Source organism: Xanthobacter sp. SG618 (genome assembly GCF_012932745.1).
GTDB classification, from domain to species: domain Bacteria; phylum Pseudomonadota; class Alphaproteobacteria; order Rhizobiales; family Xanthobacteraceae; genus Xanthobacter; species Xanthobacter flavus.
The window spans coordinates 150,223-173,636 of sequence record NZ_JABBHL010000004.1 but is presented as its reverse complement, the minus strand read 5'-3'; the positions used below and the strand labels follow the sequence as shown (position 1 = coordinate 173,636).

The following is a 23,414-nucleotide window of genomic DNA, read 5'->3' as shown; positions in this document are numbered from 1 at the left end:
CGAGGTGACGGCGGCCGGCAAGGGGCGGTTGTCGGAGGTCAGCCGCCGGAAGCGTATTCACCCACCTTCGGGTCGTCGTAGGGGCCCTTGCCGTCGAGCGAGAACACCATCACGCCGCCACCCATCTGGGTGTAATTCTGCAACTGCTTGAACGCGCCCACGGAGCCGAGGCCGGCGGTGGGATCGTTGAGGTCGAACACAAGGCCCACGCCCGGCCAGCCGCCGACGCCGTAATAGATGGCGACGTACTGCACGCCCTTGTGGGTGTAGGTCATGGGATGGCCGATCACGCCGGACGGCAGCTTGAACTTCCACAGAAGCTCGCCGGTGTCGCTGTCGCGGGCCTTGATGAAGCCGTCGAGCGTTCCGTAGAACATCACGCCGCCGGCGGTGGCGAGCGTGCCGCCCCAGGCCGCAAAACGCTCCATCACTTCCCACTTGTACTTGTTGTTGATGGCGTCGTAGGCCTTGACTTGGCCGAGGCCTTCATAGGTCTGCTTGTTGCCCTTCGGGCCGGGATACATCCACAGCGTGGCGCCGACGAAGAACTGACCCGCGCGGTAGGGGAGCATGAAGGGCTCCCAGTCCATGCAGATGTGGTTGATGCCCATGAAGAAGGACTGCCGCTCCGGGTCGTAGCTGTCGTGACCCTGGTTGTGGTAGCCCATCGCCGAGGGGCAGATGTCGCGGCCCTTGTGGTCCATGCGCGTCGCGTATTCCGGATCGCGCTGGGGCAGGCCGGTCTTCAGGTCCACCTGCTTCACCCAGTTCACCGTGTCGTCGATCTTGTCGGCGGACACGAGCGAGCCGTCGGTGCGGTCGAGGGTGTAGACGATGCCGTTGCGGTCCGGATGCGTCAGGAGCTTGCGCATCTTGCCGGCTTTGTCCTTCTGCTCGGAGAGCATCATGACGTTGACGCCGGCATAGTCCCATTCGTCGTGCGGGGTCTTCTGGTAGCCGAAGTGCGCCTCGCCCGTGTCGATGTCGCGGCCCCAGATGGTCATGGTCCACTTGTTGTCGCCGGGACGCATGGTCTCGTTCCACGGCGCGGGGTTGCCGGAGCCGTAGTAGATCATGTTGGTGCCGGGATCGAAGGCGTACCAGCCCCAGTTGGTGCCGCCGCCGATCTTCCAGGCGTCGCCTTCCCAGGTGCCGGTGCCGAGGCCCTTCTGGCCGTACTGGGGGTTGGCCTTGTTGAAGTCGTTGGCGAGCTTCACCTGCTCGTCCGGGCCGGTGGCATAGGCCCGCCACTTCTGCGCGCCGGTTTTCACGTCATATGCGGTGACGTAGCCGCGCACGCCGAGCTCGGCGCCCGAGGAGCCCACCAGCACCGTGTCCTTCACCACATAGGGCGCGATGGTGAGGGTGGAGCCGACCTTGATGTCCGAATTCTCCAGCTTCCAGAACTCCGCGCCGGTCTCGGCGTTGAGCGCCACGATATGGCCGTCAAGCTGGGTCTTCAGGATGAGCGCCGGGGTCTTGCCGTCGCCGGGCCAGTAGGCGAGGCCGCGGTTCACCACGTCGCAGCAGGCGACCGCGCGGGCGGTGGGGTTCTGCTTCGGCTTGTGCTGCCACAGGATGTGGCCGGGATCATCCAGGCCCACCGCGAACGTCGTGTTCGGGTAAGGCGAGTGGATGTACATCACGTTGTTGACGACGAGCGGGGTGCCCTCGTGGCCGGACAGCACGCCGGTCGAGAAAGACCAGGCCGGGCGAAGCTGCTTCACGTTCGCCTTGTTGATCTGCTTCTGCGGGCTGTAGTTGTTTGCGTCGTAGTTCTTGCCGGTCATCGGCCAGTTGTCGTCGCTCTTGGCGAGTTCGACGAGCTTGTCGTTGGCGAGCGCCTGCGAACTAACGGCCGCCGACCCCGCCGCGAGGGCGAGGGTCACGGCACAGAGGGAGACGGAAGAAAACAATCTCGTCATTTGGCGTTTTCCTTGGGTGGTTCCTCACTCGGTTGGACTTGTCCCTCCAGCACCCGTGCATTCCCCCGCGCAGCCGGGCGGCAGCGGGAGCGGCACGGGAGCCGAAGCTTCCCCTCCGCTTGCGCACATGGCTCACCCCCGCCCCAGGGCCGGGACGCAGGAGATCGCACCTTGCGGGCAGCAGAGCTGGTGATGGCCAGGGTGGCGGTCGTCCTCCGATTGCGACCTGAGACCCGTTCTTCTTTTTCTTATTGAATTCTTATGGTTCGTTATCTTGTGTGGCATCAGTTGAAGCGGTATCGGCACCGTTGTCTGCCGATCATTCGGCAATTCATTGTGGGAACAGTTGGCAAAGACGGTTGCCGGACTTCCATAAGTGTCTGATAAGTATGTTATTTGCCGACAGATGCCGCAGCGTTCCGAGTCCCGCCCGGGTTCGTTTATTTGTGCTGTTGCCGGGGGTGTTGTGCTTTATATCGCTCGTGTTTTCGGAAAGATGGAATCTTGATCCGTCTTGTTCTGAGAAAATATTCAGAGATCGTCGCGGTCCATGCAGGCGGACGGGTGGTGAAGATGTCGGCAAATTCGTCAGAATACGCGGGGGAGACTGCTTTGCCGATGCGCCATGGCCGTGTTTCCAATCGGCTGCCTATCGCCCGGCTTTTCGCGATGTGCCTTCTGGCGGCGTTAGGCGCGCTCGCGCTGGCGTCGTGCGGTGAGGAGGAGGAGCGCCGACCGGTTGCCTCCAGCGCAGCTTCGGCTCCAGAGGCCGCGCCGCCGTCCGGGGGCGGGAGTGCCAAAGGGGTCGCTGCCCGGGGCGGTCCGGCGCGCGAATGGCTTGATGTGGGTGATGACACCCCGCCCGAAGTTTTTCTTGCCACGCGGTCTGCGCCGGCCGGAGCGCCCGCGTCGGCCGAGGCCGTGGCGGAGATCGCGACGCTTTTGAGCGAGGCCGACGCCGTGTTCGACGAGAACCGTCGCATGCTGGCCAACCGCACGCTCCAGCTGGAGCGCATGCTCGGCGAAATTTCTGTGGTCGAAAGCCCGCAGGCGCTGCTCGGGGGCTTCATCCAGGTCGGTCGCGCGATCAGGCGGATCGGCTATAGTGATTTGTGCCAGCACTATTTCAATCTGCGGGCCGCCGGGGCGAGCCGTGACGACGCCCTCGCCACGCTTGCCGCGCCGGCGGCCGAACGGAGGAACCCATGAGCGTCCACCCCGCCACGCGCGCCTCCTTGCCGCGGGGCATCGCGGGCGCGGACGATCAGGCGGGCGCAGCGGCGGCGGCGGTGCGCCGGGTGTCGCTGCGCACCCGTGTGCTTGGCGCTGTGCTCGCCATCAATCTGGTCGCCGCCGTGGTGGCGGGCGCCGTGGTGGTGGTGAATGCGCGGGTCGCGGCCGGACGCGAGATGGTGGCCTCCGTCGAAATGGCCGAGAACATGGTCCGCGAGGTGGCCGAGCGCGTGGCCAGCGAGCAGGGCACGACCCTCGCGGCGGCCTTTCCGCCGCATCTGCGTCACCTGCGCCATGTGCGTATCTCCCTCGAGGGACCGGACGGGCGCCCGGCCGTGCTACCCGCCGACGGCGCGCCCGCGAATGGCGAGGCGGCGCCCTCCTGGTTCGCTCGTCTGATCGGCGTTTCGCAGGTCACGCGCCGGATCGACGTGGTGGCCGATGGCACCCTTATCGGCCGGGTGCGGATCGAGGGCGTTCCCGACGACGAGGTGGCCGAGGTCTGGGACGACGTGTTCGATTTCGCCAGCGTCGCGCTCGCGGTGAATTTCGCCATTCTCTCGGCCCTGTTCGTCGCCCTGGGACAGGTGAGGCGGGATCTCTCGCGCTTCCGCGGTGCTCTGGACGAACTGGAGCACATTGGGTTCGCCTGCCGCGTCGAGCCGCCCCGCACCCGCGAACTCGCCGAGGTGGCGGAGCGCTTCAACGCCTTTGCCGAAACCCTCGGCGCGGCGCGAGAGGAGAATGCTCACCTCTATGCCCGTCTCGTGAGCCTGCAGGAGGACGAGCGCCGCCAGATCGCCGGCGATCTGCACGACGAGCTGGGGCCGCTCATGTTCGGCCTGAAGGCCAGCGCCGATTCGCTCGCTCGCCTCGCGGCCACGGCCCCTGCTGAAAATGCCGAGCGCATGGTGGCGCGGGCGAAGAGCCTCATCGAGATTGTCGAGCGGATGCAGGTCGCCAACCGCCGCCTGCTCACCCGCATCCGCCCCGCCGCGCTCGACCACGTGCCGCTGAAGGACGTGCTTTCCAGCCTCGTCGCCGATTTCCGCCAGCACGATCCCGAGCGGCGATTCGCACTGGAGACCGGGGTGCTTGCCGATCACTACGAGCCGTCTTTCGACGCGACCGTCTATCGCTGCGCGCAGGAGGGTGTGACCAACGCGCTCAAGCACGGCAATGCCCGTTCCGTGCGCATCATCGTCGGCGAGGAGGTGCGACGCGGCGCAGGGGGGATGCTGCGCCTTGTCGTCGCGGACGACGGGAAGGGGCCACCGGCCATCCCATCGATGGGCCACGGCCTCTCGGGCATGAAGGAGCGGGTGCGCGCGCTGGGCGGCAGTTGCCGGCTGGAGCGGGGCAACGAAGGAGGGGCGCGCCTTTTTGTGGAGCTTCCCATCCCGTTGGGGCATTCTACCTCCGCGTCCCCGTCCTCCGCCGAGGGTAGGCGCGTGCGTTCAGGGCCAGGGCATCCGGTATGACCAGCGTTCTCCTCATCGACGACCATCCCATCGTGCTGCAGGGCTGCCGGCACCTGCTGGAGGATGCGGGCGTCTCGGACCTGATGGAGGCCCAGACGGCGCTGGCCGGCTATCGCCTATTCCGGCGCAAGCGGCCGGACGTGGTGATCGTCGATCTCGCGCTCAACGGCAGCGGCCTCGCCGGGCTCGCTTTGGTGCGGCGGCTCAGGGCGCAGGCGGCGCGCATGCCGATCCTGGTCTTCAGCATGCACGCGGACCCGGTGATCGCCAGCCGCGCGCTGGAGGCCGGCGCGACCGGCTATCTCCTGAAGGACACCTCGCCCGACGATCTCCTCGAAGCCTTCGAAAAGGTGCGGCGCGGCCAGCCCTACATCAGCCACGACCTGGCGCTGGAGGTGGCCCTGCTCGGCACGCGCGGGCGGAGCGGCGTGATGGCTGACCTCACTCCGCGCGAGTTGCAGGCGCTGGCGCTCCTTGCCGAAGGCAAGGCCTACGGCCAGATCGCCGACGAACTGGGCGTGAGCTATAAGACGGTGGCCAATACCTGCTCCCAGCTCAAGGCCAAGCTCGGGGCGACAAACCTCGCCGAGCTGATTCACCGCGCCATCCAGTACGTGGCCGGAGCCCCCGTGGGGCGGATGAAGAACTAGTCTCGCCCCTCTCGGCGAGTCCGAACCTGACAGCCTTTGCCGTCGGCAGCGGACATCGCGATAGCCGCTCTCGGCCAACAGGTTGGACGCGTCACCCGAAAGCCATCCGCAGATTTGGTACCTGACCGCCGAACACATGGACGCGGCAGATCGCCCTTCGTCCACAAGCCATTGAGATTTGGTGGGCCCGGAGGGACTTGAACCCCCAACCTAACCGTTATGAGCGGTCAGCTCTAACCATTGAGCTACAGGCCCCCAAGTGCGGCATGTTCCTGCTGCTCTACCAATCCTGCCTCCCGGGAACAACAGATTCCCGCCCGGCTGCGAGACGCATGCCCTTAGGGTGGGGACGGGGGCGGGCCCGCCGCAATGGCGCCGTGTTCGCGCTGTCGTCTGCGCATCCAAGTCCCGGTGACAGAAAATCCGGGGCCGAACGAGGATACTTCCATGCGTCATTCGCCGGCCCGCATCGTTTCCCTCCCGCGCGCCGCGGCCAGCACGGCGGCCGTGTTTGCGGCGGCCTTGGCCGCAACGCTTGCCGTTGCGGGGCCTGCGGCAGCTGCGGCCACCATCACGGTGGTGGGCGAGGCGAAGCGCACCGCGCCGCCGGATATGGCGGTGCTCACCACCGGGGTCGTCACCAACGCCAAGACCGCTGATGACGCGCTCGCCGCCAATTCCAAGGCGGTGTCGGAGGTGATTGCGGCGCTGAAGGCGGCCGGCATTGCGCCGAACGACATATCCACCTCCTCCTTCTCCATCCAGCCGCAGCAGTCCTATCCGCAGCCGCCGTCGCGCGAGCAGCCCAAGCTGATCGGCTTCGAGGTGCGCAATTCGGTGCGGATCACGGTGCGCGATCTCGGCAAGCTCGGCGGGCTCCTGGACAAGGTGGTTCAGTCCGGTGCCAACCAAGCCTCAGGCCTTTCCTTTTCCCTCGCCGACACCGACCGTCTGGAAGGCGAGGCGCGCGCCGCCTCCGTGAAGGATGCCATAGAGCAGGCGAAGGGCGTCGCGGCGGCCGCGGGGCTTCGGCTCACGCGCATCATGTCGATCCAGCCCGAGGGGCAGAGCGGCGGTCCCATCATGCCGGCGCCCATGATGATGAAGGCGGATTCGGCCCGCATGGCCGTGCCGGTCGAGGCCGGGGAGATCGAGGTGCGGGCCCGCACCGTCCTGGTCTATGAGGCCGAGCCCCAGTGAGGGGCCGGCCGCTGGCCGGCGAAATTTCGTCGCTGCAACGCTTTATGATAGATCAGTCTTGATGACCGATTCTGCCGTCGGCGGGCGGAGAAAGAGGTCCTCGGTCGCTTAGGCTCCTCATTCCGCTCCCCCCGCTCCTGGATCGCCCATGGCGCCTTGGTCGGACTGGCCCCATCTTTCGGTCGCCAAGGGCGCCTCGACCGGGCGCAGGGTTCAGTATGCCGCCTTGCCGTATCGCGTCAGGCGCGACGGCGAGGTGCAGATCCGCCTCATCACCTCCCGAGAGACGCGGCGCTGGGTGATTCCCAAGGGGTGGCCCATGAAGGGCCTCACACCGCCCAAGACCGCCGCGCGCGAATGCTATGAGGAGGCTGGCCTCGTCGGCGTGGTCTCCCGCGAGCCGCTCGGCTCCTACACCTACGAGAAGCGCCTCGGCACCCGCTCGGTGCTTTGCGACGTGCTGGTGTTCCCGCTCAAGGTGAAGCGCCTGCTGCAGAAGTGGCCGGAACGGTTCCAGCGTTACGGCTTCTGGTTCTCCATCGAGACCGCTGCGGCAGCGGTTCAGGAGGAGGACCTCTCCGAGCTGATCCTGTCCTTCGGCGCCATCATGGGGCGACGCTGGGAGGAAGCGCAGGCCGAAGCCGCCAGCTCCGCTGAAGTGCCTGCGGCCAAGGAGAAGCCCGCGAAAGCGAAGGCGACCAAGGCCCGGGACGGCAAGGCCAAGGTCGCCAAGGGCAAGGACGCTGCGACCGAGGAGGCCGATCTCGAGGCGCCGAAGGGAAAGCCGCCGAAGGAGCCGAAGCCGGCAAAGACTGCCGCGAAGTCGGCAAAGGCTAAGGAGACCAAGGCGAAAGCGGGTAAGGCGAAGTCCGCGAAGGGCGGCGCGGCGCTTGCCATGGACCCGGAAAACCTATCGTTGGCTGATAGGGCGCAGGAGAACGACGCTGCGCCGGTCGCTCGGACCAAAGGCGCCAAGAGCAAGGCGACCAAGGCGCTTGCAGCAGCAAAGGCGAAAGCAGCCCCGGTCCCTGTTGCCGATGCCGGGGCGGCAAAAACGGGGGCGAGGGCCAAGGGCGCTGCCAAAACGACGGTCGCCAAGGCCTCCAGGACAGCGACGGTCGCCAAGTCGGTGAAGCCCAAGGTGGCGAAGGCCAAGGCGGCAAAGTCCAAGGCCTCCCCGAAACCGGCAAAAGTTGCGTCCGCCAAATCCGCGTCGGGCAAAGCTGCGCCGGTCAGGAAACCAGCTGTGAAGACCGCGTCGACCAAGACCACGACGGCCAAGACCACGACAGCCAAGTCCGCGAAGTCGCCGCTCGCGTCCGCTGCGGAGAGCGCTGCCGCCAGTAAGAAGGCGCGGGCGCGCAAGGCCGCCGTGCCTAAATCGGCGCCCAAATCACCCCCTAAGCCGAAGCGCTAGGCGGGGTGCGCCGACGCGCCTCCGCGCCGGCGTGGCCGTATCAGGGAAGCGGCGCCACGGCCCGGCGGTACAGGTGCCACGTGGCGTGCCCCAGAACCGGCAGCACGAAGATCAGCCCGAGGAAGGCCGGCGCCGTGCCGATGGCGATCAGCGCCACGACGCAGATGCCCCACAGGATCATCGGCCCGGGGCTGGTGAGCACCGCCTGCACGCTGGTGATCATCGCGGTCACCACGTCGAGATTCCGGTCCATGAGCAGCGGGAAAGAGATGACGGTGATGGAGAAGAGCCCCAGTGCCAGCGCCGCACCGATCACGTGGCCTACCGCCAGGAAGGCGATGCCGTCCGAGGTGGTGAACAGCACCTTCAGGAAGTCGTTGAGCGTGGCGAAGGAGGCGAAGCCGAGGAACAGCGCGAGCAGCAGCCGCACCTGATACATCCAGATGATGAAGGCGAAGATGGTGACGAACGCCATCCACCCCAGCTCGCGCTGGCGCTGGGCGAAGATGGTGGACAGGACGCCGTTCCACGTGGGCTCGCGCCCTGCCTCGAGTTCCCGGCTGACATCGTAGAGCCCGGCCGCCACGAACGGACCGATCAGCACCGATCCGGCGAAGAGCGGATAGGCGAGATAGCCCAGCTCGAAGAAGAAGACGCAGGCGACGATGGCGAGACCACCCGCCGCATAGAGCGCGCCGAACGCAAGGCCGAAGGCCGGGGCCCGAGCGAAGTCCGACAATCCCTCGATGAGCGAGGCCTTCACGTCCGCGAACGTCACCGCCCGGACCGCCGGCATCGCCTGCACGGCCTGTGGCCGGTTCTCCACCGTATCCACCATCTTCACCTCCCGAATTCTTCTCTTTGGAAGAAGACTGGGAGGGGAACGGGGGGTTGTAAAGGGCTTCGCTCAAGGCTGGCCGAAAGTGCTAGGCGGGGAGCGCGAGCGGAAGGCTTTATCCGGTCAGCATCTCGATGCGGGCGGTCGCCATGCGCATCCGCCCCGCGAGCAGGATGGCGAGGTTGCGCATGATCCGGTCGGCGGCGCGGGCGTGGGTCTCCTGGAAGGCGCGGAACTGGTCCGCCGTCACCTCCACGCACACCGCCTCCGTGTCGGCCCATACGTCCGTGCTGCGCGGCTGCTCGATGAGGGCCATTTCCCCGAACACCATGCCGGGAATCATGGTGGAGAGCCGCACGTCTCCCACCGAGCGTGCGCTAACCATGCCCCGCAGCAGGAAATAGACCCTGGCCGGCGGCTCGTTGGCGGAGATGATCCGTGTGCCGGCTGGGAATACGACGCGAGTGCCGAGCCGGGACAGATCAGCCAGCTCCTGGGGGGAAAGGCCCGCCAGCAGCGCCTGTCGGCTGAGGTCCGCCTCCACTTCGATGCGCGAGAAGCCGCCGTGGCGGTACACCACCTGATCCTCGGCCCATTCCACCGCCGCGTCATAGGTGGGGAAGATGCGCACGCGCACACCCTGCTCGCGCAGGGCCTTCAGCTGGGGCGTGAGCGGGGAGGCGGCTTCGACGCCGGCGATGACCGCGGTGGTGGCGGCCGGCAGCTGGTTCTTGATGAGGCCGGTCAGCAGCCTCAAGCCCGCATCGGTGATGGTGGCGACGCGGTGCAGGTTGAGGATAAGGAATTCCGGCACGCCCGCGGGGTCGGTGAGGCGCCGGGTCACGTAGTCCATGGAGGCGAAGGAAAGCTTTCCGGCCAGCTCGATGGCGCGGATGGCGCCGGAACGGGCGGAGAGGATGTCCTGCTCGTGCGGCTGCCGGCCCGGCTTGGACGGCACGGTGCGGAAATCATAATCGGCGACGATGCAGGTGCGCACATCGTCCCGCCGCGACAGCATGTGCAGGTCGAAGGCTTCGGAAATCGCCTCGCAGGTGCGGATGCCGCGCACGCTGTTGCCGTGCATGTCGAGCCGGGGCGAGAAGGTGCCGAGACCGAGCTGGGAGGGCAGAGCGGCGAGGATGCCGCCACCGACGCCGCTCTTCGCCGGCACGCCCACGCGGTAGATCCACTCGCCGGCGAAGTCGTACATGCCTGACGAGCTCATGACCGCTAGGGTGCGCGCCACCGCATAGTTCGATGCCACCGTTGCGCCGGTGAGCGGGTTGACGCCGTGGTTGGCGAAGGTCGCGCCCATCACCGCAAGGTCTCGGGCGGTGACCAGCACGGAGCACTGACGGAAATAGACATCGAGCAGCCGGTCCACGTCGCCCGTGACACCACCATAGGTGCGCAGGAGGTAGGCGATGGCGCGGTTGCGGTCGCCGGTGGAGCGCTCGCTCTCGAACACCGCCTCGTCCACGCCGAGGTCGCGCCCGGCGAAGCGGCCGAGGGCCTGGCGGATCAGTTCGAACGCATCCCCACCGGTGCTTTCCGCAATCAGACCCGAGCAGGCGATGGCGCCCGCATTCACCATGGCGTTGAACGGCTTGTTGTCGGCCCGAAGGCGGATGGAGTTGAACGCCTCGCCGCTCGGCTCCACGCCGATGGCCGCCTCCACCCGCTCCGCCCCCAGCAGATCGAGCGCGAGGGCGAACACCATGGCCTTCGACACCGACTGGATGGTGAAGGGCACCTGCGTGTCGCCCGCCTCATAGACATGCCCGTCCGTGGTGGCGACGGCGATGCCGAAATGGTCGGGATTGGCCTTGCCCAGCTCCGGGATATAGGAGGCGACCTCGCCCTCGTCGATGCGGGAGAAGTCCGCGTGCGTGTCCTTCAGGAACCGCAGCAACGGGGTCTCGAGGGTGGTCGAGGGATAGGGCAAGGTCAGGCTCCGCAAATCACCTCCAGTGAAACGCGACCTGAGCCATGATGCAATGCCGCAAAACCGCCGTCGCGTTGACGGAGGGAGAGCGGAGGAAGTCAGCGCGCGCCGCCCGTGCGCTGCGAAGAGGCGAGGGCGGTCGCGTATCCTCAAGCCGACTTTCCGGGCAAGATCGCAGCCTCCAGCTGCGCCTATGCCGCTTACGGCCGCCGGAGAGGCGGTCCGTCTGAGTTACGTAGCAACAGTGGGAAATGCCAGCCTCGTGGCGCTCGCCTAAGGCCGGCTCAGGCAACTACTTCTTGCTGAGGGCACCGAGGGCGGCCTGACAGGGCGGGGTTGCCTGCTCCTTCTTGCCCTGCATGCACTGGACCACGCGCCCGCCGCCGGGCTGCACGTCGCCGCACAGCTTCTTCACGTCCGCCGAGCAGGCGGTGCGCAGGGCCTGGGCCTGCTCTGCGGTGAGGGTGGCGGCGGTCTGCGCCGGAGCCGGGCCGGCGCAAAGGGCCAGAAGGGGGAGCGCGAGGAAGGAGGCGCGGAGCGAGAGGGTCATCGGCAGGATCCTCGTGTTGTTGCGTCGGGTCGACGCCTGACCCTCGCGGGGCGAGGTTGCACGGGCGTTCCCCGAGGGTAACGAATCGCGACGGAGTGTAACCTCCCTGCCGCGGCAGAAAAGCGACACCCGCGGCGCCTCAGTTCCCCTCACCGGGCAGCTTCGTGCCGGTGATTCGGGCATAGAGGCGGGCGACGGAGGCGTCGTCGTCGCGGCCCATGCCGGCGGCGGAGGTGGCGAGGAACATCTGCAAAGCGGCGGCCGAGACCGGCACCGGGAACTTCGCGCTGCGCGCCATGTCCTGGATGATGCCGAGGTCCTTCACGAAGATGTCCACCGCGCTTTTCGGCGTGTAGTCGCCATCGAGCACGTGTGGCATGCGGTTCTCGAACATCCAGCTGTTGCCGGCCGAGGCGGTGATCACCTCGTAGACCTTTTTCAGGTCCAGCCCCTGCCGCGCGGCGAAGGCCATGGCCTCGCTGGCGGCGGCGATGTGCACGCCGGCGAGGAGCTGGTTGATCATCTTGAAGGCGGCGCCCTGACCCGGCGCGTCACCCAGCGCGTAGAGCTTGGCGGCCATGGCGTCGAGGGCCGGCTTGGCTTTAGCGAAGGCGGCGGCGCTGCCGGAGGCGAGGATGGTAAGCGCCCCTTCCGCCGCCCTTCGGGCGCCGCCGGAGATGGGGGCGTCGAGATAGTGCCGCCCGGTAGCTTCCAGCCGCGCGGCAAGGCTGCGGGCGATGTCTGGGTCCATGGTGGCGGAAGAGATGAAGACCGCGCCTTCGGGCAGCGTCTCGGCGACGCCGGAAGGCCCGAACAGGATGGCCTCGGTCTGCGCGGCGTTGACCACCACACTGACCACCATGTCCGCCCCTTCGGCGGCCTCTGCCGGAGAAGTCGCACCACGCCCGCCCGCCGCGACGAAGCGCTCCACCGCGGCCGCGCCCACATCGCAGCCGGCGACATCAAGCCCCGCCCGCAGCAGCGATTGCGCCATGCCGAACCCCATGGAGCCGAGGCCGATCACGCCCGCGCGTCTGGCGCCCTGGTTGCCCGCTGTTCCTTCCGCCTGCTCGGCCATGGCCGTTTCCCCGTGTCTCGGCCGCCTGTTGGCCCGGCGGCATCCGGAGCCTTTTGTAGGAGCCTGCCGGCAGGGGATCAAATCGTTTTAGCCGCGGTGCTGTTCACGCTTGCCAAGGGGGGTCCGCTTCGCTTTTGTGCGTCGGCGGAACAAGCGGAGGCCGGCCATGGACGAGACCAGACTGCGGGAGGAGATCTGCCGCTTCGGGCGCTCATTGTTCGAGCGGGGGCTAACTCCCGGCTCTTCCGGCAATATCAGCCTGAGGCTAGACGACGGCGGATGGCTGGTGACGCCCACCAATGCGTCCCTCGGCTTCCTTGATCCCGCGCGCATCTCCCGCCTCGATGCGGCCGGACGGCTCCTGAGCGGCGATCCGCCCACCAAGGAAATCCCGCTGCATTCGGCACTCTACGAGACCCGCGGCACGGCGCGGGCCATCGTGCACCTACACTCGACCCACTCGGTGGCGCTCACCATGCTGCCGGAGATCGATCCGCGCGCGGCCTTGCCGCCCATGACGCCCTATTACCTCATGCGTGCCGGGCAGACTGCGCTTCTGCCTTATTATCGGCCGGGCGATCCCGCCGTCGCTGACGCGATCCGGGGCCTTGCCGGCCGCTACACTTCAGTGCTCTTGGCCAATCACGGTCCGGTTGTTGCGGGAGACACGCTGGAGGCTGCTGTCTTCGCCACCGAGGAGCTGGAAGAGACGGCGAAGCTCTATTTGCTGCTGCGCGGCCTCAACCCGCGGTACTTGTCGCCGGCGCAGGTGGACGATCTAGTGAAGACCTTCGGCCTCACCCTTCCGGCGCCGGATGCCCATCATGACCACGACGACGCGCACGGCGGTCATGCCCACCCGGGTGAGGACTGACCGGCCCGGAACGAAAAACGGCGCCCCAGGGACCGGAGCGCCGTTTGAGGGGATGAACCTGTTGCGTCAGTAGACGCCGGCGCTGCGAGCCGGGGCCGAGGACGCGGCCGGTTTTGGCGCGGCGGCGACCGGCTTGGGCGTGCCGGCCGGCTTGGCTGCATCGGGCTTCGCGCCATTGGGCTTCGGCTTCTTGGTGGCGGCGCCGGGGGCGGCGAGGGCCACCTTCAGCGGCTTGTCCATGGCCACCATCTGCGACAGCGTGGCGAACTTGTAGCCCTTGGCGGCCAGCTCATCGAGGATGCGCGGCATGGCATCCACGGTGGTGGCGTAGATATCGTGGGAGAGCACGATGGCGCCCGGCTTCACCTGCGCCATGATGGCGTCATGGACGGCCTGGCTGTTGCGGTTCTTCCAGTCGTTTGGGTCCACTGACCAGTTGACGATGGTCAGGCCGTATTTGTCCTCGATGTAGCTGCGCAGCGTCGGCTTCATGGAGCCGTAAGGCGGGCGCAGATAGATCGGGCGCTTGCCGGTGACCTGGAAGATGGCTTCGGAGGTGTTGCCCAGCTCCTTGTCCACCGCCGCCTGGCTGATGCGGGTGAGCTGCGGATGGCTCCAGGAATGGCTGCCGATCTCGTGGCCCTCGTCGGCGATCATCTTGAGCACTTCGGGGTGCTTGGCGACCATGTTGCCGAGCACGAAGAAGGTCACCTTGATGTTGCGCTCGCGCAGGATCTGCAGGAGCCGCGGCGTCGTCTCCGGGTTCGGGCCGTCGTCGAAGGTCATGGCGATGTAGGAGCCATCCACGTCGAACGACTTGTAGGTGTAGTTCTTGCGCGGCGTGACCGGCGGCGGGGCGGCAGGCTCCGGCGCGGGGGCCGGCACCGGCTGGGCCGCAGCGGCCGCGCTCTTCTGCGCGGCGGTCGCACCCTTGCCCTGGGCGGCCTGTCCGGAAGCCGGGTTCGCCGGCTGGGAAATGGACTGGGTGGTCGCCGGGCCGTCATCCCTGGCCGACAGAAGCGGGCTGATGGCTATGCCTGCGCCAACGGCGGCGGCGGCCACAAATCCGGTAACGATGAGGAGCGGCTTCACGGCGGCGGTATCCCGGCCTTAGGTTCCATCTGTCTCGAAGCCTCACGTGTTTTTGTGGATAAATCGTGAAGTGCGCGGGGCCCTCGTGCCTTTTTTGCCCGATTTGTCGGGTTTTCACCTGCCCCCTTACGGACTTGGGCTGCTGGATACCTCTGCGGCATCGCGGGCGTGGTGCTCAGTGAAAGTCCCGCGACTTGGGAAGCACCCTTACGTCACGTGGATGCTTGCGCGGATGCTGGGGGTGGGCGAACTCGTCGGCCCGCGCCACCTCCATCCGCGGCTGCCGCACTCTCGAGAGCAAGGCGAGGTCGGCGGTTCGGTCGGTGAGACGCTGGGCCATGAGGTGGACGACCCCCTCCGGGCTCTTCTGGATGCGTCCTTCCACCAGCAGCAGGCGCGCGCCCATCACCTCGCGGCGGAAGCGCTCCAGCGTCCGCTCCCACAGGACGATGTTGGTGATGCCGGTCTCATCCTCGATGGTGATGAAGATGGCCTTGCCGTTGCCCGGCCGCTGGCGCACCAGCACCACGCCGGCATTGCGGACGAAGGCGCCGTCCTTCAGCGCAGACGTCTCGGCGCAGGTGAGGATGCGCTCTTTCCGGAAATGGTCACGCAATTCGCCCATGGGGTGCCCCTTCAGGGAGAGGCGTACCGTCTGGTAGTCCGCGACGATGTGCTCCGAGCGCGCCATGCGCGGCAGCGTCACCTCCTCCTCGACGCCCAGTTCGCGGGCGTCCGCCGCGGCGAACAGGGGCAAAGCGTCGTCATCCGGCAGGCGGCGGGCGTGCCAGAGCGCGGCGCGGCGGTCGAGGCCCATGGAGCGGAAGGCATCGGCATCGGCGAGCAGTTTCACCGCACGGGTGGGCAGGCGCGCGCGGCGGGCGAGGTCCTCGATGCTCGCGAAAGGCCCGGATCGTGCCGCTGCGAGGCGCTCGCCCCATTCGGCGTGGAAGCCATCCACCTGCCGGAAGCCGAGGCGCAGGGCGAGCGCGCCGTCGTCCCGCCGCTCCAGCGTGTTGTCGTGATGGCTGAAATTGACGTCGATCGGGCGCACCTCCACGCCGTGCTCATAAGCATCGCGCACGATCTGCGCCGGAGCGTAGAAGCCCATGGGCTGAGCGTTGAGCAGCGCGCAGGCGAAGGCGGCCGGGTGGCGGCATTTGATGTAGGAGGAGATGTAGACGAGCTTGGCGAAGGAGGCCGCATGGCTTTCGGGAAAGCCGTAGCTGCCGAAGCCCTTGATCTGCTCGAAGCAGCGCGCAGCGAAGTCGCGCGTGTAGCCGCGCGCCACCATGCGCTCCACCATCATGCTCTCGAACTCCTGGATGGTGCCGAGATTGCGGAAGGTAGCCATGGCCCGGCGCAGGCGGTTCGCCTCCTTGTCAGAAAAGCGGGCGGCGACCATGGCGAGCTTCATGGCCTGCTCCTGGAAGAGCGGTACGCCGAGTGTCTTGTCGAGTACGCTGTGCAGTTCGTCCTTGTCGCCGAGATGCGGAGCGGGGGAGGGATAGTCCACCTTCTCCAGCCCGCTGCGCCGGCGCAGGTAGGGATGGACCATATCGCCCTGGATCGGCCCCGGCCGCACGATGGCGACCTGGATGACGAGATCGTAGAATTTTTGCGGCTTGAGGCGTGGCAGCATGTTGATCTGCGCCCGGCTCTCCACCTGGAACACGCCGATGGAATCCCCGCGCGAGAGCATGGCGTAGACGTCCGCCTGCCCGCTGGGCACGTCGGCGAGACCCCAGTCGATGCCCTCGTGGTTGCGCATCAGGTCGAGGGCTTTCCGGATGCAGGTGAGCATGCCGAGCGCCAGCACATCCACCTTCATCAGGCCGAGCACGTCGATGTCGTCCTTGTCCCATTCGATGAAGGTGCGGTCCGCCATGGCGGCGTTGCCGATGGGCACGGTGTCGTCGAGCCGGCCACGGGCCAGCACGAAGCCGCCCACGTGCTGGGAGAGGTGGCGAGGCGCGCCCATCAGTCGGCCGGCCAGCTCCACCGCACGGCGGATGAAGGGGTTTGACGGGTCGAGCCCCGCCTCGCGGATGTGCGCGTCTGAAATATCGCGGCCCCAACTACCCCACTGGGTGGAGGCGAGGCGCGCCGTGACGTCCTCGGTGAGGCCGAGGGCCTTGCCCACGTCGCGAATGGCGCTGCGCGGGCGGTAGTGGATGACGGTGGCGACGATGCCGGCGCGGTGGCGGCCGTATTTGTCGTAGATGTGCTGGATCACCTGCTCGCGCCGCTCGTGCTCGAAATCCACGTCGATGTCGGGGGGCTCGCGCCGTTCCTCGGAGATGAAGCGGGCGAACAGGAGGTTGTTGTCGGCGGGGTCCACGGCGGTGATGCCGAGCACGTAGCAAACGGCGGAATTCGCCGCCGAGCCCCGCCCCTGGCAGAGGATGCCCTGGCTCTCGGCGAAGCGCACGATGTCGTGGATGGTGAGAAAGTAAGGCGCGTACTCGAGCTTGCGGATGAGGGCCAGTTCGTCTCTCAGCAGCTTTTCCACCTTCTCCGGCACCCCTTCGGGATAGCGCACGGCGGCACAGCGCCAGGTCAGTTCCTCAAGCCACGCCTGCGGCGTCCAGCCGGGGGGCACCGGCTCCTCGGGATAGTCGTATTTCAGCTCCTTCAAGGTGAAGTCGATGCGGGCGAGAAGCGCCGCGCTCTCAGCCACCGCCTCGGGGGCGTCCCGGAACAGGCGCGTCATCTCGGCGGCAGGCTTGAGGTGGCGCTCGGCATTCGCCAGGAGCCGCCGCCCGGCTTCGGCGATGGTGGTGCCCTCGCGCACGCAGGTGAGGATGTCCTGCAGGTCGCGCTCCTTGGGCGTTGCGTAGAGCACCTCGTTCACCGCCAGCAGCGGCACGCCGGCGGTGCGGGCGATGGCTTTGAGCGCGGCGAGACGGCGGCGGTCGGCGCCGGAGAATGGCATGTCGACGCCCAGCCACACTGCCCCGGCGGCCGCCTCGTCAAGGCGGGAGAGGAGGGGCGGAAGATCGCTTCCGTCTTCGCCCGGCATCACGATGAGCATCAGATCGCGGACATCGGCGAGGAGGTCGGCGAGGGAAAGATGGCAATCGCCCTTCTTCGCCCGGCGGTTGCCGGTGGTCAGCAGGCGGCAGAGCCGGCCCCAGCCCTCCCGCGTCGAGGGATAGGCGATGATGTCCGCCGTGCCGTCGCAGAAGACGAGCCGCGCGCCTGTCACCAACCGGAAGGCGCGGGCGCGGGCGGCGACGGCGCGCTTGGCGTCCGCCTCGGGATCGTCGGCTTCCAGATCCTCGTCGAGGGCGCGCAGATCCTCCAGCGCGCTATAGGCCCGCACCACGCCGGCCACCGTATTGCGGTCGGCAATGCCGAGCCCGTCGAGGCCGAGGCCGACGGCGGTGCGCACCAGATGGGCCGGCGCGCTGGCCCCCCGCAGGAAGGAGAAATGCGAGGCCGCCGCCAGTTCCGCATAGACGGGCGCGCTCACGGGAACAGCCCGTGGAGGAACCATTGCGGCGCCGACGTCTCCCGCCCGTAGGTGCCTTCGCGATAGAGCCAGAAGCGCCGGCCCTGCGTGTCCTCCACGCGGAAATAGTCGCGCGTCAGGCCCGGCCGGTTGCCATCGAGGGCAGTCCACCATTCCGGGGCGATGCGCTCCGGCCCCTCGGCTCGCGCCACCTCGTGCAGCACGCGCCGCCAGCGGAAGCGCAAAGGCGGGCCGTCCGGCACCTGGGCCAGCGTCTCCACCGGCTCGGGCACGGGAAACAGGGCCGGCGGGCGGGCGAGGGGGGCGTCCGCAGCCGTCGGCTCGGCCCAATCGTGTGCCAGCGCCTCCCGGCTGCGCCACGCCTTCTGCGCGGGCACCCGCACGGCGGCCTGCTCGGGAATATGGCTGTTCTGCGCGGCAAGGCAGGTGACGCGGCGCGGCCCCAGCCGGGCGGAGAGGGTGTCCACCAACTGGTCGAGCCCCGCGCCGGCCGGCTCGGCACCGAAGCCGGACTGGGTGGCGGCCAGCGGTTCGGCCGCAGTGACGGACAGGCGGATCACATCATAGCCGAAGCCGGGGTCCAGCGGATCGGCCAGCGCCGCCAGCCGTTCGCGGAACAGGCCGGCGAGGCGTGCCCCGTCGCGCAGGGGCGCCGCCGTGCCCGCCGCCACACGTCGCACGGCGCCATCGCTGCGGAAGAAGGCGGCCTCGAAGCGCCGTCCGCCCTCGCCATGCCGTTCCAGCACGCCGGCGAGGTCGCGGGCGAGGTCGGCGAGCACGGCGCGGGCGGTCGCCTCGTCGCCCATGGGCTCGGCGAAGCGCCGCTCCGCCACATAGACGGGCAGGGGATTGAGCGGGGAAATGGGCGGCGAGGCGGCGCCGCACAGCTCGTCCAGCCGCTCCACCAAGGCACTGCCGAAGCGGGCGGCAAGCGCCGCGCGGGGCTTGCCGGCGATGTCGCCGATGCGCACAAGCCCGAGATAGGTGAGGCTCCGCCCCGCCTCCGCATCGAGGCCGAGGGCGTCCACCGGCAAGGGCGCGACGGCTTCCCGCTCGCCTCCCGCCGTCACCACCTGTCCCGGCCGCCAGCGGGCGAGGGCGAGAGCGGCCCGCGCAGTCCCGGCCACCGCGCCACAGGCGGCAAGCCCGGTGGCGGCGAGCCGTTCCGTCATGGCAGACAGTAGGGCCGCCTCGCCGCCGAACAGATGGGCGCAGCCGGTGATGTCGAGGACGATGCCGTCCGGCCCGGACACGGCGACGAAGGGCGTCCAGCGCTCGCACCACGAGGCGATGGCGGCGAGCAGTGCCGCATCCGCCGCCGCATCCGCCTCCACTGCCTCGGTCTGCGGCACGCGCGCCTGCGCATCTGCGAGCGTGAGGCCGGGATGAAGGCCGAGGCGGGCGGCGGCCGCGTCCACCGCGGCGAGGCGGCGGGCATTGGCTTTCACCTCCACCGTGACCAGCGGCGGATCAGCCGGTGCGGCGCCAGCCGGAAACGACATGCGACGCCCCCGCCGGCTGCGGTGCAGCCGGTCGGTCGGCAGGCGCGGCAGGTAGAGCGCGGCGAGGCGCCGGGGTGAAGCGTCGGGCATGGGCATTCCATTCCACGGTGAAGCGGCCGGTGGGTCCGAGGCGGTTGCGCTCGATTTCCAGCGCGAAGGCGGGCAGGCCGAGGCAGAAGGCCGGCACATCCCCCGCCACGCGAGAGGGGGCCGCAGCAACCCGCCAGCGGGTAGCGGCGGCGGAAGGGCCAGGGTCCGCCCCCGGCCGCAGCAGGAGGGACGGCACGCCGGAACGCTCGCTGCGCAAGGCGAGCCGGCGGGTGGCGGTGAGATCGATGAGGCGCGGGGATCCCCAGGGCTCGGCCACCACCAGCCCGAGGGCGCCATGGCCAAGGGCTTCCTCTGCGGCGCCCAGCGTGTCGGCGGCGTCTGCGGCGGCCACCAGGATCAGGCGGGAGGGATCGAGCCCGAAGGCGGCGCAGCCGGGGCCGTAGATATCGCCCCCCTCCAGCGCTGCCATGTCCTGCCGCACCCACAGCACCGGCTTGCGGGTGCCGGCCGCGAGCGCGAGGGCGAAACCGAGCACGGCAGCGGCATTGCCCTTCTCGGCCGGGAAGGCCTCGTGCAGCGCATCGCGGGCCAGCCCGCCCCCCAGCACCTCGTCCAGGCCCCCCCCAAGCGACAGGCGCGGCCGGGCGGGACCATCCGGGAGGCCGGACAGCCGTTCCATCTCGACGATGCGGCGGCGAAGAGCCGCCAGATCCTCGCGCTGGGCCTGCTGCGGGTGGGGAAAGGAGGTCATGGATGGGCGCCAAATGTTCCTATTTTGTTCTATTTTAAAAAGGACTCCAGCAGGGCTGAATGTCAACCGTACGGAGGTCCGGCAGCAGGGCCTGCGGGGGCTGGAGCGGACCCGGCGCAGGCGGGTGCAGTGGTGCGGGCTTGTCCCCATGATTCACAGATAAGGTATCATGAAACCGTTGTGGTGAGGTGCAAACCTCCCCTTAACGCCCCCCGCCCTAGTGTCCTCGAAACGGCGCCGGTGCTGCGGATTTCGGATTCCCATGTCTTCCTTCAACCGTCCTCCGAGACCTTTTGCGTATCCTTCCTACGCTCCGGACGACTCGTTCGATCCACCTCCCGCCGATTCTGGCGCAGAGCGCGGCCTGCCCTCGTTCTACGAGCGGATTCCGGAATACGATCCGGCCATCCACGACGGCGCCTTCGAGGCTGTCGAAACCAATAGTTGGATCGACCTGGAGCTGGTCCCGAGCTGGCTGCGGCCGTTCACCCTCGACGCCAACACCCGCTTCACCCGCACCCCGGACCATCTGCTGCGCCCCCGCGAGCCGGGCGCGCCCCCGCTGCCGAGCATGCCGCCCGTCCTGCCGCAGGTGCCCACCCCGGTCACGACCCAGGGGTCGAGCCGCGGCTGGCACTTCCTGTTCGAGCCGGCGGACGATGCGGTCCAGCCGGCAGCGCAGCCCGTCGCCAAGCATGCGGATATCCCCGAGGAGACCGGCTTCGCCGCGCCCGCCGCCGCGCCGGAAGAGGTGACGGCGGCCCCCGTCGTCCTGCCTCCCGTCGAGGAGGAAAACGTCGCTGCGGCCTGTGAGCCCTCCGCTTCCGAGGTCGCGCTTGCGGAGGCTGCTCCGGGCGAGGAGATTCTGACGGAAGCGGCCGCGCCTGCGCTCCTTGAGGCTGACATTGCGCCGCAGGCTGTGGCTGAGGCAGCTTCGGAGGTCGATACGGCCGATATCCCGGATCACCTGTGGAGCCTGCTGCGCCTCGTCGTCCTAGGCCGCGCCGCCACCCCGCCCGCTCCGGCCGGGGAGCAGGACCTTGATCCTGCGCCCGCAGAGACGGGCAATGCGGAAGACGACCTGGTGGAGAGCGAGGACCCGGCGTTCGAGGCGTTGTCCGACGCCGAGGAGACTGCCGACTTCGACGAAGACGAAGTTTCCGAGGAGGACGCCTCCGAAGACGACGAACTCGAGGACGAAGACTCCGAGGACGATGAGGTCGCCGAACTGGAAGGCGACACGGACGACGCCGAGGAGGAGGGCGAAGAGATCGACCTTTCCGAGGACGACGACGAACTGGACGAGGACGACGGGGCACTCTCCTCCGAGCTGGAGGACGATGAACTCGAAGACGACGAAGTCGAAGACGATGCCTTCGAGGACTCGGACCTTACGGAAGAGGAAGACGGGGAACTCGACGAGGAAGAGCCGGAAGGCGCCGCCGCGCTTGAAGACAAGGATCAGGGCGAGGCCGAAGCCGAGGAGGAATCCCTCCCCCTAGCGGCCGCGCCGAGCCTGTCGGGCGAAGTGTTTGCGTCCTGGAGGCCCTACCAGCAGAGCATCAGCGCCCAGTTCTTCGGCGCCCTGCATTCGGCTGCTACGTCCGCTCCCGCGGTCTCGGCAGCAGTGCCTGCAACGTCGGATGCCGTCGTCCCCGTTCCGGTGCAGGCCGTTGCTACCCTCCCGCCCGAGCCTGCTCCTGCAGCGGCGGAGGCCGCGGAAGGCCCCTATTTCCTTCCCCCCCTCGACCTGCTGCGCGAGCCGCCGGTGGTGGAGCCGGACTATGAGTTGTCCGAGGAATTCCTCGACCAGTCCTCCACCATGCTGCAGCAGGTGCTGCGCGATTTCGGCGTGCGGGGCGAGGTGATCGACGCCAATCCCGGCCCGGTCGTCACCCTCTACGAATTCGAGCCGGCACCGGGGGTAAAGTCCTCCCGCGTCATCGGCCTGTCGCCGGATATCGCCCGTTCCATGAGCGCGGTGTCGGCCCGCGTGGCGGTGGTCGAGGGGCGCAACGTCATCGGCATCGAGCTGCCCAACCGGCGGCGCGAGACCGTGTGGCTGCGGGAGCTTCTGGCTAGCCACGAATTCGCCGATACCCACCCCAAGCTCGGCCTGTGCCTGGGCAAGACCATCGGCGGCGTTCCGGTGATCGCCGACCTCGCGCGGATGCCGCACCTGCTGGTCGCCGGCACCACCGGCTCGGGCAAGTCGGTGGCCATCAACACCATGATCCTGAGCCTGCTCTACCGGCACACGCCGGAAGCCTGCCGGCTCATCATGATCGACCCGAAGATGCTGGAGCTCTCGGTCTACGAGGGCATCCCGCATTTGCTCACCCCCGTCGTCACCGATCCGAAGAAGGCGATCATCGCGTTGAAATGGGCGGTGAAGGAGATGGAGGAGCGCTATCGCAAGATGAGCCGCCTCGCCGTGCGGAACATCGACGGCTACAACGCCCGCGTCCGCGAAGCCGCGGCGAAGGGCGAGATCATCACCCGCAACGTGCAGGTAGGGTTCGATCGCGAGACCGGGGAGGCCCTGTTCGAGGAACAGGAGATGGACCTGACCGCGCTGCCCTACATCGTCGTCATCGTCGACGAGATGGCGGACCTGATGATGGTGGCAGGCAAGGAGATCGAGGGCGCCATCCAGCGCCTCGCGCAGATGGCCCGGGCCGCTGGCATCCATCTGGTGATGGCGACGCAGCGCCCCTCCGTGGATGTCATCACAGGCACCATCAAGGCCAATTTCCCCACCCGCATTTCCTTCCAGGTGACCAGCAAGATCGACAGCCGCACCATCCTCGGCGAGATGGGCGCGGAAACGCTGCTGGGGCAGGGCGACATGCTGTTCATGGCCGGCGGCGGCCGCATCAGCCGTGTCCACGGCCCCTTCGTCTCTGACGGCGAGGTGGAGAAGGTCGTCGCCTTCCTCAAGGCCCAGGGCGGGCCGGATTATATTGACGAGGTGGTTCTGGACGAGGATGCCGTGGCCGAGGACGATGACGAGGCGGTGTTCGACCGCTCCAGCATCGCTGATGCGGGCGGCGACCTCTACGAGCAGGCGGTGGCCATCGTCATGCGGGACCGCAAGGCCTCCACCTCCTACATCCAGCGCCGCCTGCAGGTGGGCTACAACAAGGCCGCTTCCCTCATGGAGCGCATGGAAACCGAAGGCATCGTCGGCCCCGCCAACCACGCCGGAAAGCGCGAGATCCTCACCTTCTCCCGGCCGGGGTGAGAGGACGCGCGACCGGCGATCCTCCACCTTTGCCTCCCGCGCGCCCTCGGCTACCTTGTCAGCTTGATCCGGGCCAACCGGACGCGCGGTCGGGCCGCGGGATCGGGA

The 23,414-nt window shown here is 68.1% G+C and carries 16 protein-coding genes and 1 tRNA gene; 7 read left to right on the top strand and 10 right to left on the bottom strand.

Annotated elements, in window-relative coordinates; translation table 11 throughout:
- Positions 1 to 38: 38 nt before the first annotated feature.
- Positions 39 to 1,925: a methanol/ethanol family PQQ-dependent dehydrogenase gene (locus tag FHT36_RS12800; RefSeq protein ID WP_169122884.1), complete on the bottom strand. Its 1,887-nt coding sequence runs from the start codon at positions 1,923 to 1,925 to the stop codon at positions 39 to 41.
- Between the two features lie 504 nt (positions 1,926 to 2,429).
- On the opposite strand from FHT36_RS12800, the gene FHT36_RS12795 reads away from it, so the two are divergent.
- Genes FHT36_RS12795 through FHT36_RS12785 form a run of 3 tightly spaced genes read left to right on the top strand, consistent with a single transcriptional unit; the run spans position 2,430 to position 5,289 of the window.
- Positions 2,430 to 3,134 (top strand): hypothetical protein, encoded by a 705-nt coding sequence (locus tag FHT36_RS12795; RefSeq protein WP_169122883.1) that lies wholly within the window; start codon positions 2,430 to 2,432, stop codon positions 3,132 to 3,134.
- The gene (locus tag FHT36_RS12790; protein WP_169122882.1) at positions 3,131 to 4,639 is read left to right on the top strand and encodes an ATP-binding protein; all 1,509 of its coding nucleotides are present in this window, start codon (positions 3,131 to 3,133) and stop codon (positions 4,637 to 4,639) included. Before FHT36_RS12795 ends, FHT36_RS12790 begins: the two co-directional genes overlap by 4 nt.
- Positions 4,636 to 5,289 carry a response regulator transcription factor gene (locus FHT36_RS12785; RefSeq protein ID WP_169122881.1) on the top strand — a complete coding sequence of 218 codons (654 nt, stop codon included), beginning with the start codon at positions 4,636 to 4,638 and terminating at the stop codon, positions 5,287 to 5,289. The genes FHT36_RS12790 and FHT36_RS12785 overlap by 4 nt, the downstream gene beginning before the upstream one ends.
- Before the next feature lie 179 nt (positions 5,290 to 5,468).
- Here the strand turns inward: FHT36_RS12785 and FHT36_RS12780 are convergent.
- Positions 5,469 to 5,544, bottom strand: a tRNA-Ile gene (locus FHT36_RS12780).
- Positions 5,545 to 5,736: 192 nt separating this feature from the next.
- On the opposite strand from FHT36_RS12780, the gene FHT36_RS12775 reads away from it, so the two are divergent.
- Together FHT36_RS12775 and FHT36_RS24875 are read left to right on the top strand one after the other, a co-directional pair.
- A complete protein-coding gene (locus FHT36_RS12775) occupies positions 5,737 to 6,489 on the top strand; it encodes an SIMPL domain-containing protein (protein ID WP_169122880.1) in 753 nt (250 codons plus the stop codon).
- Positions 6,490 to 6,637: 148 nt separating this feature from the next.
- Entirely contained in the window at positions 6,638 to 7,906 is a 1,269-nt protein-coding gene (locus FHT36_RS24875; protein ID WP_169122879.1) for an NUDIX hydrolase, read from the top strand.
- 40 nt (positions 7,907 to 7,946) lie between these two features.
- Here FHT36_RS24875 and FHT36_RS12765 read toward each other — a convergent pair whose 3' ends face one another.
- The 4 genes from FHT36_RS12765 to ltnD all read right to left on the bottom strand — a co-directional run bounded on the left by FHT36_RS12765 (position 7,947) and on the right by ltnD (position 12,317).
- Positions 7,947 to 8,744 (bottom strand): DUF2189 domain-containing protein, encoded by a 798-nt coding sequence (locus tag FHT36_RS12765; RefSeq protein WP_229643773.1) that lies wholly within the window; start codon positions 8,742 to 8,744, stop codon positions 7,947 to 7,949.
- 115 nt (positions 8,745 to 8,859) lie between these two features.
- The gene (glsA, locus tag FHT36_RS12760) at positions 8,860 to 10,695 is read right to left on the bottom strand and encodes a glutaminase A (RefSeq protein WP_210257759.1); all 1,836 of its coding nucleotides are present in this window, start codon (positions 10,693 to 10,695) and stop codon (positions 8,860 to 8,862) included.
- 286 nt (positions 10,696 to 10,981) lie between these two features.
- A complete protein-coding gene (locus tag FHT36_RS12755) occupies positions 10,982 to 11,239 on the bottom strand; it encodes a cysteine rich repeat-containing protein (protein ID WP_169122877.1) in 258 nt (85 codons plus the stop codon).
- 139 nt (positions 11,240 to 11,378) lie between these two features.
- Positions 11,379 to 12,317, bottom strand: a complete 939-nt coding sequence (gene ltnD, locus FHT36_RS12750; protein ID WP_169122876.1) for an L-threonate dehydrogenase — start codon at positions 12,315 to 12,317, stop codon at positions 11,379 to 11,381.
- 166 nt (positions 12,318 to 12,483) lie between these two features.
- Here ltnD and FHT36_RS12745 point away from each other — a divergent pair, with 166 nt between their 5' ends.
- A complete protein-coding gene (locus FHT36_RS12745; protein WP_169122875.1) occupies positions 12,484 to 13,191 on the top strand; it encodes an aldolase in 708 nt (235 codons plus the stop codon).
- Between the two features lie 66 nt (positions 13,192 to 13,257).
- On the opposite strand, the gene FHT36_RS12740 is transcribed toward FHT36_RS12745, so the two are convergent.
- The 4 genes from FHT36_RS12740 to FHT36_RS12725 form a co-directional block, all read right to left on the bottom strand.
- Complete coding sequence (locus FHT36_RS12740; RefSeq protein ID WP_169122874.1) at positions 13,258 to 14,283, bottom strand: polysaccharide deacetylase family protein; 1,026 nt, start codon at positions 14,281 to 14,283, stop codon at positions 13,258 to 13,260.
- A gap of 175 nt (positions 14,284 to 14,458) precedes the next feature.
- Positions 14,459 to 17,782: an error-prone DNA polymerase gene (locus FHT36_RS12735; protein WP_169122873.1), complete on the bottom strand. Its 3,324-nt coding sequence runs from the start codon at positions 17,780 to 17,782 to the stop codon at positions 14,459 to 14,461.
- Entirely contained in the window at positions 17,755 to 19,260 is a 1,506-nt protein-coding gene (locus tag FHT36_RS12730) for a DNA polymerase Y family protein (protein WP_169123204.1), read from the bottom strand. The genes FHT36_RS12735 and FHT36_RS12730 overlap by 28 nt, the downstream gene beginning before the upstream one ends.
- Positions 19,229 to 20,062, bottom strand: coding sequence for an ImuA family protein (locus FHT36_RS12725; protein ID WP_169122872.1), 834 nt, complete (start codon positions 20,060 to 20,062; stop codon positions 19,229 to 19,231). Before FHT36_RS12725 ends, FHT36_RS12730 begins: the two co-directional genes overlap by 32 nt.
- 262 nt (positions 20,063 to 20,324) lie before the next feature.
- Between FHT36_RS12725 and FHT36_RS24495 the strand changes: the two genes are divergently transcribed.
- Positions 20,325 to 23,306: a DNA translocase FtsK gene (locus FHT36_RS24495; RefSeq protein WP_246702204.1), complete on the top strand. Its 2,982-nt coding sequence runs from the start codon at positions 20,325 to 20,327 to the stop codon at positions 23,304 to 23,306.
- The last annotated feature ends 108 nt before the right edge of the window (positions 23,307 to 23,414 follow it).

Excerpts from the sequence above, each read along its gene's own strand:
- FHT36_RS12735 (WP_169122873.1), bottom strand. The coding sequence starts at position 17,782 with ATGGTTCCTCCACGGGCTGTTCCCGTGAGCGCGCCCGTCTATGCGGAA.
- FHT36_RS12800 (WP_169122884.1), bottom strand. The coding sequence starts at position 1,925 with ATGACGAGATTGTTTTCTTCCGTCTCCCTCTGTGCCGTGACCCTCGCC.
- FHT36_RS12730 (WP_169123204.1), bottom strand. The coding sequence starts at position 19,260 with ATGTCGTTTCCGGCTGGCGCCGCACCGGCTGATCCGCCGCTGGTCACG.
- FHT36_RS12725 (WP_169122872.1), bottom strand. The coding sequence starts at position 20,062 with ATGACCTCCTTTCCCCACCCGCAGCAGGCCCAGCGCGAGGATCTGGCG.
- FHT36_RS12765 (WP_229643773.1), bottom strand. The coding sequence starts at position 8,744 with ATGGTGGATACGGTGGAGAACCGGCCACAGGCCGTGCAGGCGATGCCG.
- FHT36_RS12745 (WP_169122875.1), top strand. The coding sequence starts at position 12,484 with ATGGACGAGACCAGACTGCGGGAGGAGATCTGCCGCTTCGGGCGCTCA.
- ltnD (WP_169122876.1), bottom strand. The coding sequence starts at position 12,317 with ATGGCCGAGCAGGCGGAAGGAACAGCGGGCAACCAGGGCGCCAGACGC.
- FHT36_RS12775 (WP_169122880.1), top strand. The coding sequence starts at position 5,737 with ATGCGTCATTCGCCGGCCCGCATCGTTTCCCTCCCGCGCGCCGCGGCC.
- FHT36_RS24875 (WP_169122879.1), top strand. The coding sequence starts at position 6,638 with ATGGCGCCTTGGTCGGACTGGCCCCATCTTTCGGTCGCCAAGGGCGCC.
- FHT36_RS12790 (WP_169122882.1), top strand. The coding sequence starts at position 3,131 with ATGAGCGTCCACCCCGCCACGCGCGCCTCCTTGCCGCGGGGCATCGCG.
- FHT36_RS12755 (WP_169122877.1), bottom strand. The coding sequence starts at position 11,239 with ATGACCCTCTCGCTCCGCGCCTCCTTCCTCGCGCTCCCCCTTCTGGCC.
- FHT36_RS12785 (WP_169122881.1), top strand. The coding sequence starts at position 4,636 with ATGACCAGCGTTCTCCTCATCGACGACCATCCCATCGTGCTGCAGGGC.
- FHT36_RS24495 (WP_246702204.1), top strand. The coding sequence starts at position 20,325 with ATGTCTTCCTTCAACCGTCCTCCGAGACCTTTTGCGTATCCTTCCTAC.